Origin of the sequence: Bradyrhizobium sp. 195 (assembly GCF_023101665.1) — a bacterium.
In the GTDB taxonomy this organism is placed as follows: Bacteria; Pseudomonadota; Alphaproteobacteria; order Rhizobiales; family Xanthobacteraceae; genus Bradyrhizobium.
Genome location: NZ_CP082161.1, coordinates 6,123,217 through 6,137,737 on the forward strand (window position 1 = coordinate 6,123,217; position 14,521 = coordinate 6,137,737).

The window sequence follows — 14,521 nt, forward strand, 5'->3', positions numbered from 1 at the left end:
GGTTTCACGTTCGCGGCAATCCGCCACGCTTTGAACGATTGTAAACGAACGACCAAATCGCACCTTGAACCACCGAACCTGAGCGGATAATGAACAGGCGCGCCGTTTTTCGGTCGCCGTAAGCGTTTTACGTGAACCAACGCATCAACCGACGCCGTCGGGATCGATGCCATTTGAGGGTTCACCGTGATCGACGCGTCCTTTTCCCCAAGAGAAATCAGATGATTGCGGTTCGCAAACTGCCGGCGCGTTATGCGCCGATCGTGATGCCATTCGTGCTGTCCATCCTCATGACGGCCGTGGTGTCCGTCATTTCAACGCTTCGGAGCTTAGGGGCAACGCCGGCGTTCCTCGCGACGTGGCCCGGCGCCTGGGCCTTGTCCTGGCTGGTCGCCTTTCCAACGCTGCTCGTGGTGCTGCCGATGGTCCGGCGCATCGTGACGCTGCTCGTCGCGTCCCCATCACAACCAGGCCGATGACCGGCGCGGGCGGCGGATTGAACCTGCCGCCCCGCTTCCAATCGACCTTACGACAGCGCGCCGAGCACGCCGCGCGTCGCCTTGTCGATCTCCTCGACATAGCGGCGGCGGACGAAGTTCTCGGTGAGGAATCCAACCACCTTGCGGCTGTCGGTGGAATCGACCACCGCCAGCATCTCGGCCTCGGCCTCGTCGAACACCGCCATCGCCGACTTCACGTTCATTTCCGGGATCAACACGATGTCGATCAGGCGGGCGAGCTCGATCACCTGGATGTCGTCGGCGATGGTATCGAGGTCGCTGGAGAACAAATCGGGCAGCAGGACGAGGCCGACATATTCGTCAGCATTGTTGACGATGACGATTCCCGGCCGCGAGCCCAGCGCGAACTCGCGGCGCACCGCGGCAATCGTCGTGGTGGAGGGCACCTTGCCGACGTCGGAGCGCATCAGCCGCTCGACGGTGAGATTGCGCAGCCAGCCGACGTCGTTGGCGCTGCGGATGGTCTCGCCGCGCAGATGCAGGCGCCAGGTCGAGAAGGAGTGGCCGAACATGAAGCGGACGCATATCGAGGTGACGATGCAGCCGGCGAGCACCACGGCGGTGACGTCGACATTGCGGGTCATCTCGAGCACCAGGAACGACATGGTCAGGGGACCGCCGACGATGGCGACACCGAGCGTCGCCATGCCCGTCAGCATTGCGACCAGCGGATCAATCGCGAAGTTCGGACTGATCAAGAGCAGCACCGCAGCAAAGAACTTTCCGATCAGGCTGCCCACGAACAGTGAGGCGAAGAACAGCCCGCCGCGAAAGCCCGAGGCGAGCGAGATCAGGCAGGCGGTCACTTTCAAGGCGATGATCAGCGCGATCAGGCCGATCGTCATGTCGTGAAAGAGATCGAGCACCATGGCGCCGTGCCCGGCTGCCAGCACCTGCGGCGTGATGATGGCGAAGCCACCGACGATGAGACCTCCGATCACCGGACGCAGCCAGACCGGCATCCAGGCGAACAAGCGCTCGAACATCGGCGAGGAGCGCATCACGGCGATGCCGACGCCGCTGGTGATGAGCGCGAGCCCGATCAGTGCCAGATACTGCTCGACGCCGACGGCGCTGACCTTGGGTATCTCCAGCGAGTACGGCGCGCCACCGAGCCATTGCGCGGTCAGGGCGCCCGCGAGCGAAGCCGCCAGGATCGGGGCGGCGCTGCCGACCGCATAGACGCCGACGATGAGCTCGCAGGCATAGAAGGCGCCGGTGATCGGCGCGCCGAACGCCGCTGCGATCGCGGCGGCAGCGCCGCAGCCGACCATCAGGCGCAAATCGTTGCGGCGCAGATTGAAGAACTTGCCGAGCAGCGAGGCGATCCCCGAGCCGATTTGCGTATAGCCAGCCTCGAGGCCGACCGAGGCGCCGCAGCCGTTGGAGATCAGGGTCTGGCTCGACACCACCATGCTGTCGCGCATCGAGAGATTGCCGCCGCGCAGCGCGTTCGCCTCGATCGGGTCGACCGCATTCGAGATCTTCATGCGCCGCCGCGACCATTCCATGATTCCGAGCAACAGCCCACCGAGTGCAGGCGCGATCAGTGCCGCCCACGGACTGACGCTCGCGTGGGCCGACAAGTGAACATCAACGGGAATTCCGTAGATCACCACATGCGCGATCTGCGCGATATGGGCCATCAGCGTCACGACCGCACCGGCCAGCGTGCCGATCACCAGCGCGAGCGGGATCAGGTAGAACTCGTTGCTGCGCAAGAGAGCGCGCAGCCGAACCATGGTGCGGTTCGTCCCCTTGCGTTCGACGAGATGCCTGATCCGCGCGAACACCTTCTACCTGCCCTACTCTTCCGACAGGCCGTAGCCGGCCATGCGCTGGCGGACCCGCTCGATCTCGTCACTGGGGAGCAGCGGCGGTTGTCCGATCTGGAGGCAGCCGTGATATTGCCGGGCCAGCGTCTCGATCTCGACGGCGAGCCACATCGCCTTGTCCAGGGTCTTGCCGATCGCGATCATGCCGTGATGATCGAGCAGGCAGGCAAGGCGGCCCTCCAGCGCCCGCACCGCATGTTCCGACAGCTCCACCGTGCCGAAGGTGGCATAGGGCGCGCAGCGAATGCTGTCGCCGCCAGCTGCCGCGATCATGTAGTGCACGGGCGGGATCTCCATCCCCATGATCGCCAGGATGGTGCAATAGGTCGGATGCGCATGCACCACGGCGTTGACGTCGGGACGCGACTTCAGGATGTCGCGATGAAACCGCCATTCGCTCGACGGCTTCTGATCGGGCGCGTGTGCGCCGTCCATGGCCATGAAGACGATCTGGTCCGGCGTCATGGCCTCATAGGGCACGCTGGTCGGCGTGACCAGAAGCCCGTCCACATGCCGGACAGAGATATTGCCCGAGGTGCCCTGGTTGATGCCGAGCGCGTTCATGCGCCGGCAAGCGTCGATGATGGCCTGTCTCTTGGCGAGCTCGTCCGCAGTCATCGCATCCCGATTTCCTGACGTGGTCTTGTTAGACCCGAAGTACGTCAAAGCAACATGGCAGTGCAAGCGAAAGCGGCCTGGATCCGGTGCCGCCTTGGCGAGGCTCCTGCCAAACCGTGAAATGGACGGCAAATTCAACGGATTCACTTGATATCGCAGCCCTATGACAGGCTGGTCCGGACGGCCGCAATCCCGTTGATCACGAACTGCACGGAATAGGCGGCGAGCAGCATGCCGAGGACGCGCGAGAGCACGGCATTGCCGGTGCGCCCGAGGGTGCGCGCGATCAGCTGAGCCGAGACGAAGCACAGCATGCAGAGCAGGCAGACCGAGACGACGACCGCGATGATGATCGCGAGCCTCGCTCCATGGCCGGCATCGCCGGAAAGGAGCAGCGTGGTCGCAATCGCGCCCGGGCCGGCCATCATGGGGATGGCCAGGGGAAACACCGCGACGTCGGAAGCGTGCTCGGACGTCGCCTTGTCGGCCTCGCGGGCCTCGCGATGCGGACGATCGCCGAAGATCATCTGGTAGGACACGCCGAACAACAGCAGCCCGCCGGCGATCTGGAAGGCGGGGATGCCGATCCCGAGCTGGCGCAGCAGCCAGTTTCCGACCAGCGCGATCACCACCAGGATCGAGGCGGCGATCAGCGGCGCCCGCAGCGCGATCGTACGCTTGACCTTGTCGGGCATGCCGCCGGTGGCAGCCAGAAAGGCCGGCGCGAGGCCGACCGGATCGACCACCAGCAGCAGCGTCACGAAGGCGGACAGGGCGAAGTCGAGCATGTGTCGGCGTGGTCCCCGGACGCTGGAACGATGGCTTCCGGGCAGACTTAGCCCAGCGCCACCGCTTTGCAAATCACTGGAGACGACAATGAGCGATAGTGGAATCGGAATGCTTCTTGGCCAGCTCTCGGCCAATCTGCTCTGGCTCTGGTTCATCGGAGCCTTCGTGCTCGGCGGGGTTCTCGTCTATGGCGTGATGAAGGCCGGCCACCTGCGCCGCGGCGAGCGCGCACGGCTCGATCAGGCAACGAAAGAGCGGCAGCGCCAGGAAGATCCCTACAAGCGCCCGACTTGAGCGACCGCCACGCGCGCGTTGCGGTTTGGAACTTTCGTTCACCAAACTGCTTTGATCGCCTGAGGATTGAGGAGGGCGAGGCCTTCCCGTGTCACCTCAAGAGGAGGACGTATGGCCAAACGAACCAAGAAGCGCACAACCAAGAAGACGGCGGCGCGGCGGCCGCGTCAGGCGCCGAAGATGCTCAGCGACCTGTTTCTGGAGACGCTGAAGGACATCTATTTCGCCGAGAACAAGATCATCAAGACCTTGCCCAAGATGGCGAAGGCAGCGCAGTCGAAAGAGCTGGCCGCCGCCTTCAACAAGCACCTGCGTGAGACCCAGGGCCAGGTCAAGCGGCTGGACCAGATCTTCAGGATGCTGGGCAAGCCTGCACGCGGCAAGCCGTGCGAAGCCATCAACGGCATTACCGACGAGGGCGCCGAGATCATGAAGGAGTTCAAGGGCGCGCCGGCGCTCGATGCCGGTCTGCTCGCGGCCGCCCAGTCGGTCGAGCACTACGAGATCTCCCGCTACGGCACGCTGCGCACCTGGGCCGAGGAGCTCGGCATGCAGGACGCAGCAAGGCTGCTGCAGGCGACGCTGGACGAGGAAGAGGCGACTGATCACGCGCTGACGGAGCTCGCGACGTCCGTGATCAACCTCGAAGCGGAGGAAGAGTACCGCGCCGCGGCCTGATGCCGTGCCCGCTCTATGACAGAACGCCGCGGCCATGCCGCGGCGTTCGCTTTTCGGATCGCACGACGGCGCATGGCACGTGCGCGCCGCCGGGCTGGATTTCCCGGGAACCAGCCCCATATGCAGGCTTCCCCACCGCCGAGCCCGCATCATGCAACCGAAAAATCCCCTCGACTGGATGCTGTCCGAAGCCCTGGACTCGCTGACCCGCGCCGAACGGCTGCGCCAGCAGTTCGGCCGCCAGCAAGCCTGCTGGGAGCCGCCGATCGACGTGCTCGAGACCGAGCATGAGCTGCTGATCCTGGTGGCGCTTCCCGGCGTCAATCCGGACAATGTCGAGACTGTCATCCATGACGGCGTGCTCGTCATCTCCGGTCAGCGCACCCTTCCGCCGGAACTCCGCAACGCCCGCATCCACCGGCTCGAGCTGCCGCAGGGGCGTTTTGAGCGCCGCATTGCATTGCCCCTCGGCCGCTACGCCATCAGCCGCTTCGTGATGGACGGCTGCGTCGCGCTGCGCCTTGCCAAATCCTGAGGTCGATCATGGCCACCGAACAGATGAACAACGAACAGACCAATAGCGACGTGAAGATCCCCGACGACGCGCTGATCGTCATCCCCGTGCGCGAAATGGTGTTGTTCCCCGGCGCCATCGCACCGATCACGATCGGCCGGGCCAAGTCCATCGCCGCCGCGCAGCAGGCGCTGCGCGAGCAGCGGCCGGTCGGCATCGTCCTGCAACGCAGCCCCGAGACCGAGGAGCCCGGACCGGACGACCTCTATCGCGTTGCGACCATCGCCAACATCGTGCGCTACATCACCGCGCCCGACGGCACCCATCACATCGTCTGCCAGGGCGTGCAGCGCGCGCGCATCCTCGACTTCCTGCCGGGGACGCCGTTCCCGGCCGCGCGGATCCAGCAGATTCCGGAGCCGACCGCGAATTCGCCCGAGATCGAGGCGCGCGCGCTGAATCTGCAGCGCCAGGCGATCGAGGCGATCGAGCTGTTGCCGCAGGCGCCGCCCGAGCTGGCCGCGATGTTCCAGGGCACCAGTGCGCCCGGCGCGCTGGCGGATTTGGCGACCTCGTTCATGGACATCAAGCCGCAGGACAAGCAGGAGGTGCTGGAGACCATCGACCTCGCCTTGCGCGTCGAGAAGGTGTCCAAGCATCTGGCCGAGCGGCTGGAGGTGCTGCGCATCTCCAACGAGATCGGCCAGAAGACCAAGGCCTCTTTCGACGAGCGGCAGCGCGAGGCGATCCTGCGTGAGCAGATGGCGACCATCCAGCGCCAGCTCGGCGAAGGCGACGGCAAGGCGGCCGAGGTCACCGAGCTGACTTCCGCCATTGCCAAGGCCAACATGCCGCCCGAGGCGGACGCGCACGCCAGGAAGGAGCTGCGCCGCTATGAACGCATGCCTGAGGCCGCCGGCGAAGCCGGCATGGTCCGCACCTATCTCGACTGGCTGATCGAGCTGCCTTGGGCGCTGCCCGCGGAGAAGCCGATCGACATCAAGGAGGCGCGAGCCATCCTGGATGCCGACCATTTCGGCCTGGAGAAGATCAAGAGCCGGATCATCGAATATCTGGCGGTGCGCAAGCTCGCGCCGCAGGGCAAGGCCCCGATCCTGTGCTTCGTCGGCCCGCCCGGCGTCGGCAAGACCTCGCTCGGCCAATCCATCGCACGCGCGATGGATCGCCCCTTCGTGCGCGTCAGCTTGGGCGGCGTGCATGACGAGGCCGAGATCCGCGGCCACCGGCGCACCTATATCGGCGCGCTGCCCGGCAACATCATCCAGGGCATCAAGAAGGCCGGCAGCCGCAACTGCGTCATGATGCTGGACGAGATCGACAAGATGGGCCGCGGCGTGCAGGGCGATCCGTCGGCTGCCATGCTGGAGGTGCTCGACCCCGAGCAGAACGGGACGTTCCGGGACAATTACCTGGGCGTGCCCTTCGACCTGTCGCGCGTGGTGTTCATCGCGACCGCCAACATGCTGGACCAGATCCCGGGTCCGCTCTTGGACCGCATGGAGCTGATCAGCCTCGCCGGCTACACCGAAGACGAGAAGCTGGAGATCGCGCGGCGCTATCTGGTGCGGCGGCAGCTCGAGGCCAACGGCCTGACGGCCGAGCAGGCCGAGATCGAGCCGGAGGCGCTGAAGCTGGTGGTCAAGGGCTACACCCGCGAGGCCGGCGTGCGTAACCTCGAGCGCGAGATCGGCAAGCTGTTCCGGCATGCCGCGGTGCAGGTCGCCGAGGGCACGGCCGCGAAGGTCGTGGTGGGGGCAAAGGACATCGCCACCGTGCTCGGCCAGCCGCGCTTCGAAGGCGAGATCGCACAGCGCACCAGCATTCCGGGCGTGGCCACCGGCCTTGCCTGGACGCCGGTCGGCGGCGACATCCTGTTCATCGAGGCTTCGCGTGTGCCCGGCCGCGGCGGCATGATCCTGACCGGCCAACTCGGCGAGGTCATGCGCGAGAGCGTGCAGGCTGCGCTGACGCTGGTGAAGAGCAAGGCGCCGCAGCTCGGCATCGATCCCCAGGTGTTCGAGAAGAGCGACATCCACGTTCATGTTCCCGCGGGCGCGACCCCGAAGGACGGGCCGAGCGCGGGCGTTGCGATGTTCACGGCGCTGACGTCGCTGCTCACCAACCGCACGGTGCGCAGCGACACCGCGATGACCGGCGAGATCTCGCTGCGCGGCCTGGTGCTGCCGGTCGGCGGCATCAAGGAGAAGGTGGTGGCTGCGGCTGCTGCCGGCTTGAAGCGGGTGATGCTGCCGGCGCGCAACAAGCGGGACTACGACGACATCCCGAAGAGCGCGCGGGACAACCTCGAATTCATCTGGCTGGAGCGCGTCGACGAAGCCATCGCCGCGGCGCTCGAGCCGGCCGAGGCAAAGGTCGAGGCGGCGGAGTGAATGCGATGAAGAAACTGCCGGAAAAAGCGAAGCGATCTCGGAAAACGCAGCGGCTGCGCCAGCTGCTCGATCGCGCGATCGACCGGGTTCGCGATGCGCTGGCGGCGCCCGGGCCGCAGCTTCAACCCATCCCGGTCCGGGTGAAGCGCCGCAAGGGTTGAGCCCTCCGTCTCAGGCCCTCGCGGCTGCCCCAAACAAAAGGCCCCCTCCTACCCGAGGGGGCCTTTGCGTCGTTAGCCCACGGCGTCCTTGGCGGCCTTGACCGGGCGGGCGCGGACGATCTTCCGGGCCGGCTTGGCCTTGAACATCATCTCTTCACCCGTGAACGGGTTGGTGCCCTTGCGTGCCTTGGTCGCGGGCTTCTTGATGACCACGAACTTGGCGAAGCCCGGCACCAGGAACAGGCCGTTCTTCTTGAGCTCCTTGTGACCGACGTCGGTCAGCGTCTCCATGACGCTCTTGACGTCGCGCTTGGAAAGCTCGGTGGCGGTCGCAATCTTTTCGATCAACTGCGATTTGGACATTTGGGTTGCCATCGTGTCTCCTCTGATTCGTTGGCGGTTGCATATTAGACCAACCGGCGAAGGCCTATAGCCTTCTGCACGGTTTTGTCGCGGTTTTACGGGCTTTTTTGGCCCTCTGTAGCAAAAAACCCTGCTTTTTAGCTACTTCCGGCGCGGAAGAAGCCTCGGGCAGCGGATTTTGCCTTGTTTCAAAGGCCCGCACGCCATCTTGCTAAAGCTGATTCGCCGCTTTCGACAAGCGGCGACCAGCCTCTTTGTGCAAGGAGGCGCGCGTTTCACCCTGAAAAATAAGGGTTAGATCGCACGCAGCCGCTCTTCCTCCCCGTAAAAGCAGGGAGAAAGTGAGGGGGAGATTGGCTAGACGCGTTCGATGATGACGGCGGGCGCCATGCCGCCGGCGGCGCACATGGTGACGAGACCACGCTTGAGATCGCGCCGTTCGAGCTCGTCGAGCACGGTGCCGATCAGGATCGAGCCGGTGGCGCCGATGGGGTGGCCGAGTGCGATCGAGCCGCCATTGACGTTGACCTTGGCGCGATCGAGCTTGAGGTCACGGATATATTTTTCCGCCACCACCGCAAAGGCCTCGTTGATCTCGAACAGGTCGATGTCGTCGACGGTGAGGCCCGCCTTCGCCAGCACCTTGCGCGTGGCCGGCACCGGCGCGTTCAGCATCAGGGTCGGCGAGTCCCCCATGTTCGCCATCGCGACGACTCGGGCGCGGGCTTTAAGGCCATGCGCCCTGGCGTAAGCCGGCGAGGCCAGCAGGATCGCGGCGGCGCCGTCGACGACGCCGGACGAGTTGCCGGCGTGGTGGACGAAATCGATATTCAGGTCCGGGTACTGCTGCAGGATCAGGCCACGATAGGTCGTGCCCTTGTCGTCGAGCGCGTAGTCCGCGACCGCGGGGAATGCCGGCTTCAGGCTGCTGAGGCCTTCCATCGTGGTCTGCGGCCGCGGGTACTCCTCGTGGTCGAGCGCGAGGCTGCCGTCCTCGCGGTGAACGGGCACGAGGCTCTTGGTGAAGTGCCCGTTCGCAATCGCGTGCGCCGCGCGCTTCTGGCTCTCCAGCCCGAGCGCGTCGACGTCCCTTCGCGTGATGCCTTCCATCGTCGCGATCGCGTCCGCACAGACGCCCTGATGCGACTGCGGATGCCGCGCGCGCAGGCGCAGATTACCGTTGTCCATCATCATCGGACCCGAGCCGCGGCGTCCCTCCATCGACATCATCTCGCAGCCGCCGGCGATGACGAGGTCTTCCGCGCCCGCCATGATCGAGCTTGCCGCCATGTTGACGCTGGTGATGCCGCTTCCGCAGAAGCGGTCGAGCGTCACGGCGCTCGCGCGCACGTCATAGCCGGCATCGAGCGCCGACATCCGGCCGAGATCGCCGCCTTGTGTCGCGACCTGCGCGCTGCAGCCCCAGACGATGTCGTCGACGTCGGCCGTGTTGATGCCGGTGCGCGCCGCGAGCGCGCGCAGCACGGTTGCGCCGAGCTGCTGCGGATGAATGCCCGACAGCGCTCCCTTGCCGGCCTTGCCGACGCCGCGCGGGGTACGGCAGGCATCGATGATCAGCGCGTCAGCCATTGGCGTTGTCCTCTTGTTGTGAGTGTTGAGGACGGTTCTGAATAAGGCGGAGAGGAGAGTCAATGCGGGGCGGCCACGCCCTCTCCCGCCCCTCACCCGGATTTTCCGCTACGCGAAAGCCTCAGCGACGTCGTGGCCGGCTTGTTCCGCCTGCGCGGCCGAAGCGGCTTCGGCCGCGCAAGCGGGACAAGCCCGGGTATGACGACCTCTACACGAGGGAAGCGGTCACGCCCCCGCCGCGTTCTTCGCGATCACGTTGCGATAAAAACTGGCGCTGAGTTTCGGCGTGCGGACCTGCGTGTCGAAATTGACGTGGTACAGTCCGAAACGCTTGTTCAGCCCATACACCCACTCGAAATTGTCCATCAGGCTCCAGAGGAAATAGCCGCGCACCGGCACGCCCTCATTGGTGGCGCGCTGAAGCTGGGCGAGATAATTGCGCAGGTACATGATGCGGTCGGTATCGTAGATCTTGCCGTCCGGCGTCACGACGTCGTCGCCGGATGCGCCGTTCTCGCTGATATAGATCGCATCCGTCTTCCAGATCTTTGCCGCCAGCTTCGGCACCCAATAGAGCGTCTCCGGCCCGACGCGCAGCCAGTCCGAATTCATGTGCGGGAACGATTTCGGGATCGGCAGCGGCATGAAGCCTGCGCCCTGGTCGGAGGCCACCACGTAGTTCTGGGGCGCGTAGATGTTGAGGCCGAGGAAATCGACCGGCGATGAGATGGTCTTCAGCTCCGCATCGGTGAATTTCGGCGCGTTCGGCCCGGCGAATTTCAGGAAGGCGTCGGTATAGCGGCCCGTCATGATGACGTTGAGATAACCGGCATTCATCTCGCGCAGCGCGATCTCGGCAGCACGGACGTTCTCCGGCGTGTCGATCGCAGGGGCGCAGGCATCGACGTTCTCCGCCGGCCCCACTTTGGTGCCACGGCGGCCATGGGCGCGCACCGCCTGCACCGCGAGCCCGTGCGCGAGCGCGCTGTTGTGCCTGATCTGGTTGACCTCGGCTTGCGGCAGCGTCAGGCCCGGCGCGTCGATGCCGATGCCGTAACCGAAATAGACGAAGCGGCCGCTCTCGTTCAGCGTGAACACGTTTTTGACGCGGTCGGTCAGATGCTCGGCGACATAGGCCGCATAGTCGCCGAAGATCTTGCAGGTCTCCGTCGAGCGCCAGCCGCCAAAGCGATCCTGGAGCGATTGCGGCAAGTCCCAGTGATAGAGCGTCAGCCACGGCTCGATGCCCTTCTTCAGGAGCTCATCAATGAGCCGATTGTAGAAGTCGAGCCCCTTCGGGTTGGGCTTGCCGTCGCCGTCCGGAAACAGCCGCGGCCAGGCCACCGAAAAGCGATAGGCCTTGCAGCCGAGCGCCTTGATGAGCGCGATGTCCTCCTTGTAGCGGTGATAATGCTCGTTGGCGCGGTCGCCCGTGGTGCCGTCCTCGATCTTGCCGGGGATGCGCACGAACTTGTCCCAGATCGAGGCCCCTCGCCCGTCCTCGTCGACCGCGCCCTCGACCTGGTAGGACGAGGTCGCCGTGCCCCAGACGAAGCCCGCCGGAAAGCCGGCCGTGTTGCGCGACGACGCTGCCGGCTTGGCCTCGACGGCCCCAAGAGGACTCGCAATCCCGGCTGCGGACAACCCCGCCAGTTTGGCAAACCGGCGGCGCGAGACCCTGTCCGTCATCAATGATGCTCCTGTTCTCTTCATTTCGGACCGGCACAATGAACAGGTCCGGCCCATTTGAGAAGCGATGCCGAAGCACCCCAGATCAGCTGGCGTAGACGGCACGGCGGGCAAAATGCCGCGCCTAATCCCGAGATGAACGCCTCTCGGGTTCAACTGGCGATTCTAGCGTCGGCTTGTTCCGATTGAACCGACCACAACTTGCATCAACCACGCGATGCCAGCGTCTCTCATCGCCGCCTTGGTGGCGATGGCCCGGATTGTATCCGCTTTGCGCGTGAAAGGCAGTTCGGCGAACACCAAGCCGAAGCGGCCGGCGTGCTGCTCCACCAGTCGGCGTGGCAATGCTGCGATCAGATCAGACCCTGAAAGCTGGGCCAGCGCCATCATGAAATTCGGAACAGTCAACGCAATGCGGCAGTTCGAGGCCGCGCTTGGCCAACATCTCATCGACGAAACCGCGCGGTTCACCACTGAGAGAGACCAGCAGGTGCTGTGATTGCGCGAATGCAGCATGGCTTGGCGCATTTGCCAAGGGATGTCCCTTGCGCATGGCCAGCACGAACTCCTCCTCGTAAAGCCTGCGCGCCTCGAAACGAGGTGATACCGCCGGCAGCGGCAGCATTGCGATGTCGAGCTCGCGTCTTTCGAGCATATCGAGGTTTTGCTGCCAAGGCTCTCCAATCGCGCCGCCGCGCGGCGCAGGCATCAGGTGGATCAGCCCGATGTCGATGTGGGGCGCCGCAGTCGCGATCGACCGCAAGAGCGGACCCATTGCCGAGACCAGTACGGCATCGGGAGCGCCAATCGTGAATCGGCGACTAGTCTTCTCAGGGTCGAACGGTGCAGCCGAGCCGATCAGTTGTTCGACACGTGCGATGATCTCGACCACCGGCTCCCCAAGCTCCAACGCCCGCGCCGTCGGGACCACACCCTTCGGTGTCCGCAGAAACAGCGGGTCGTTCAGTAAAAGCCGGAGCCGGCCAAGCGCATGGCTTACAGCCGACGGCGTCAGGCTCAACCGAGCGGCTGCACGGGCGACATGGCGCTCTTCCAGCACCACGCGGAAGAGCACGAGGAGATTCAGATCAATCCTGGATAGATCAATTTGGTTCAGCATATTGCTGAAATCATATCGCTGGATTCATCAAGATCAAGGCTTCATTGAATCGGGCTCGTCGTTCGATCAGGAGCTGTGAAATGACCAAGAAAACGTCCGGGCAGAACAGATGGCCATGCAGGCAGGAAAAGATGTCGCGGCGCTCGATGATGGCCGCGACGGCTGCAATTCCTCTGTCGGTTCAGCTTTCGGCCGATGCGGCCGCTGGGAACGATGCGATAGCCAGCCTCATCGAGCGCGCCCGCCAGAAGAATGCCGCCTTCATGCGGGGCGACATGGATCGCTGGTTCGAGCTTGTCCGCATTGCACCGGATTTCACGTTGATGCAGCCTTTCGGCGGCCCTGCCAGTCGCGGATTTGACGCTAGCCCCAAACGCTTGGCTGACCTATCGCGATACTTCAGAGAAGGGGAAACTCACCTTGAGGTCGTGCAAGCCTATGCATCGGACGCGCTCGTCGTTCTCGTCATGATGGAACACCAGCGGGCCGAAGTAGGCGGATTGGCGGCTCAAGACTGGTCGCTGCGCGTTACTGAAGTCTACTGCAAGGACGGCACGGATTGGCAGCTCGTGCACCGTCATGCGGATCCGCTGGTCCGCAGCATCACCTTGCAGCAAGCGGCGATACTGGCCCGAGGCTGGCTGGAGGACAAATGATGTCCCTTGCTTCGCTGGAGCAGCCGGCCAGCTGATTCAGAATGTCACCAGCAGTCCGCGAGACATTTTTCAGCGCGAGCGCTTCGGCAACTTTGGCAGCTTGCCGGGGTTGAAGGCCGGGCGCTGCTCGGCCTGGTCATGTGCCGGCGGCTGCTGTTCGGTGAGAATGAGCGTTCCCTGGAGGACCATTCCCGGCACCTGCTGTGCCGTCGCGGTGTAAGTCGCGATCTTGCCGGGGCAGTTTCCCTCGATATCCAAAATGAGCTCGTCGTCCACGCCGAACACCGTGGCACGTCCGTCGGTATGACGCTTCGTCGACACCGTGGCGGTGAAGCGATCTCCATCGACCTGACACGAGCCGTGATAGGTCATCAGGCTGTCACGGCCCCAAATCTGTCCGTCCGCGACATGGACGATCCCAGTCCCCTGGTCGAGCGGCGTCTTGTACCACGCCGCATATGTCCCGTCCTTCAGCATGGGAGCAGTCTCCCCTGGCATCCCCCGCAATAATCCGCATGACTAGCGCTAAGAAAGCGTTAATCACGTGGCCCGTGCCATTCCGGACGCTGCTTACGCAGCTCGGCTTCAAGCTCCTCGACGATGCCGTGAAGCAGACACGCGGCGAGCGGGTCCGTAACCTCCCGCTCCAAACGCCGATAACGCGCGATCTGGCATTCCTGCTCTCTCAATTGGCGCTCTGTCATCACACCGGCCCTCCGACAAACTGACGCGGAGACGCCCAAGCGGTTTCGTTAAAATTTTCGGATCATTTGAGATGGTTTCTGATTGGTAAAGACAACGCCGCGCGGAGCGGAGCCAAATCATCCCAAGGGCGGCCTCGCCTTTAGGAGGACAGACGAAGCCAGACGTCCTTGCTTGCCAGCGTGCCATCCGGCGTGGCGATCTCCATGTCCACGACATGCAGGGAACCGGGCTCGTCTCCATAGATGTACCTGAGGTGCCACACGAGACCCAGGTCCGGTGAAATGACAAAATCGTCCAATCCGTCGGTGATATCTCGAACGGCCTCGCGGTGCGTCAAGGGCGCGGAAAACATCGCATCGATCAAGTCGGCGAGGCTCATGCCCTCGACGAGCATGAATCGCGCGACCTCGTCACCGTAGACGTGCCGAAGCGCTGAAACGATCGAAGCGACGGCATCCGGATTCTTCAACGACACGGCAAAACAGGCCTCCGAAGCCATCATGCCGGAGGCGAAATATTCTGCAAGCTCAGCGAGCGCCATCGCGGAACAAGGGCGCGGTCTCCGGCCTCGGCGCTC

16 protein-coding genes and 1 pseudogene are annotated in these 14,521 nt (G+C 64.3%); 7 read left to right on the forward strand and 10 right to left on the reverse strand.

Annotated features, from left to right (window positions below):
* Window positions 1-221: 221 nt before the first annotated feature.
* Window positions 222-479, forward strand: coding sequence for a DUF2798 domain-containing protein (locus IVB26_RS28670; RefSeq protein WP_247327906.1), 258 nt, complete (start codon window positions 222-224; stop codon window positions 477-479).
* A gap of 47 nt (window positions 480-526) precedes the next feature.
* Here the strand turns inward: IVB26_RS28670 and IVB26_RS28675 are convergent, their stop codons facing one another.
* The 3 genes from IVB26_RS28675 to IVB26_RS28685 all read right to left on the reverse strand — a co-directional run bounded on the left by IVB26_RS28675 (window position 527) and on the right by IVB26_RS28685 (window position 3,762).
* Entirely contained in the window at window positions 527-2,314 is a 1,788-nt protein-coding gene (locus tag IVB26_RS28675; protein ID WP_247968454.1) for a chloride channel protein, read from the reverse strand.
* 12 nt (window positions 2,315-2,326) lie between these two features.
* Complete coding sequence (locus tag IVB26_RS28680; RefSeq protein WP_247968455.1) at window positions 2,327-2,974, reverse strand: L-fuculose-phosphate aldolase; 648 nt, start codon at window positions 2,972-2,974, stop codon at window positions 2,327-2,329.
* 161 nt (window positions 2,975-3,135) lie between these two features.
* Entirely contained in the window at window positions 3,136-3,762 is a 627-nt protein-coding gene (locus IVB26_RS28685; protein WP_247968456.1) for a MarC family protein, read from the reverse strand.
* A gap of 88 nt (window positions 3,763-3,850) precedes the next feature.
* Between IVB26_RS28685 and IVB26_RS28690 the strand changes: the two genes are divergently transcribed.
* The 5 genes from IVB26_RS28690 to IVB26_RS28710 all read left to right on the forward strand — a co-directional run bounded on the left by IVB26_RS28690 (window position 3,851) and on the right by IVB26_RS28710 (window position 7,821).
* Window positions 3,851-4,057 (forward strand): hypothetical protein, encoded by a 207-nt coding sequence (locus IVB26_RS28690; protein ID WP_247968457.1) that lies wholly within the window; start codon window positions 3,851-3,853, stop codon window positions 4,055-4,057.
* A gap of 111 nt (window positions 4,058-4,168) precedes the next feature.
* The gene (locus IVB26_RS28695) at window positions 4,169-4,735 is read left to right on the forward strand and encodes a YciE/YciF ferroxidase family protein (protein WP_247968458.1); all 567 of its coding nucleotides are present in this window, start codon (window positions 4,169-4,171) and stop codon (window positions 4,733-4,735) included.
* Between the two features lie 151 nt (window positions 4,736-4,886).
* Window positions 4,887-5,270: an Hsp20/alpha crystallin family protein gene (locus tag IVB26_RS28700; protein WP_247328029.1), complete on the forward strand. Its 384-nt coding sequence runs from the start codon at window positions 4,887-4,889 to the stop codon at window positions 5,268-5,270.
* Window positions 5,271-5,278: 8 nt separating this feature from the next.
* Window positions 5,279-7,660 (forward strand): endopeptidase La, encoded by a 2,382-nt coding sequence (gene lon, locus IVB26_RS28705; RefSeq protein ID WP_247968459.1) that lies wholly within the window; start codon window positions 5,279-5,281, stop codon window positions 7,658-7,660.
* 5 nt (window positions 7,661-7,665) lie between these two features.
* Window positions 7,666-7,821, forward strand: a complete 156-nt coding sequence (locus tag IVB26_RS28710; protein WP_247968460.1) for a hypothetical protein — start codon at window positions 7,666-7,668, stop codon at window positions 7,819-7,821.
* A 72-nt stretch (window positions 7,822-7,893) separates the two neighbouring features.
* On the opposite strand, the gene IVB26_RS28715 is transcribed toward IVB26_RS28710, so the two are convergent.
* From IVB26_RS28715 to IVB26_RS28730, 4 genes and pseudogenes are all read right to left on the reverse strand, one after another.
* Window positions 7,894-8,196, reverse strand: coding sequence for an HU family DNA-binding protein (locus tag IVB26_RS28715; RefSeq protein WP_094891268.1), 303 nt, complete (start codon window positions 8,194-8,196; stop codon window positions 7,894-7,896).
* A 345-nt stretch (window positions 8,197-8,541) separates the two neighbouring features.
* The gene (locus IVB26_RS28720) at window positions 8,542-9,774 is read right to left on the reverse strand and encodes an acetyl-CoA C-acetyltransferase (protein ID WP_247968461.1); all 1,233 of its coding nucleotides are present in this window, start codon (window positions 9,772-9,774) and stop codon (window positions 8,542-8,544) included.
* Between the two features lie 225 nt (window positions 9,775-9,999).
* Window positions 10,000-11,463 carry a GH1 family beta-glucosidase gene (locus IVB26_RS28725; protein ID WP_247968462.1) on the reverse strand — a complete coding sequence of 488 codons (1,464 nt, stop codon included), beginning with the start codon at window positions 11,461-11,463 and terminating at the stop codon, window positions 10,000-10,002.
* Window positions 11,464-11,628: 165 nt separating this feature from the next.
* Window positions 11,629-12,583: pseudogene (locus IVB26_RS28730) on the reverse strand (LysR family transcriptional regulator).
* Window positions 12,584-12,663: 80 nt separating this feature from the next.
* Between IVB26_RS28730 and IVB26_RS28735 the strand changes: the two are divergent.
* Entirely contained in the window at window positions 12,664-13,239 is a 576-nt protein-coding gene (locus IVB26_RS28735) for a YybH family protein (protein WP_247968463.1), read from the forward strand.
* Window positions 13,240-13,308: 69 nt separating this feature from the next.
* Here the strand turns inward: IVB26_RS28735 and IVB26_RS28740 are convergent, their stop codons facing one another.
* From IVB26_RS28740 to IVB26_RS28750, 3 genes are all read right to left on the reverse strand, one after another.
* On the reverse strand, window positions 13,309-13,716 hold the full coding sequence (locus IVB26_RS28740; protein ID WP_247968464.1) for a hypothetical protein: 408 nt from the start codon (window positions 13,714-13,716) through the stop codon (window positions 13,309-13,311).
* Between the two features lie 59 nt (window positions 13,717-13,775).
* Window positions 13,776-13,943: a hypothetical protein gene (locus tag IVB26_RS28745; RefSeq protein WP_212092075.1), complete on the reverse strand. Its 168-nt coding sequence runs from the start codon at window positions 13,941-13,943 to the stop codon at window positions 13,776-13,778.
* Between the two features lie 140 nt (window positions 13,944-14,083).
* Window positions 14,084-14,446 carry a hypothetical protein gene (locus IVB26_RS28750; protein WP_246930364.1) on the reverse strand — a complete coding sequence of 121 codons (363 nt, stop codon included), beginning with the start codon at window positions 14,444-14,446 and terminating at the stop codon, window positions 14,084-14,086.
* Window positions 14,447-14,521 lie beyond the last annotated feature (75 nt).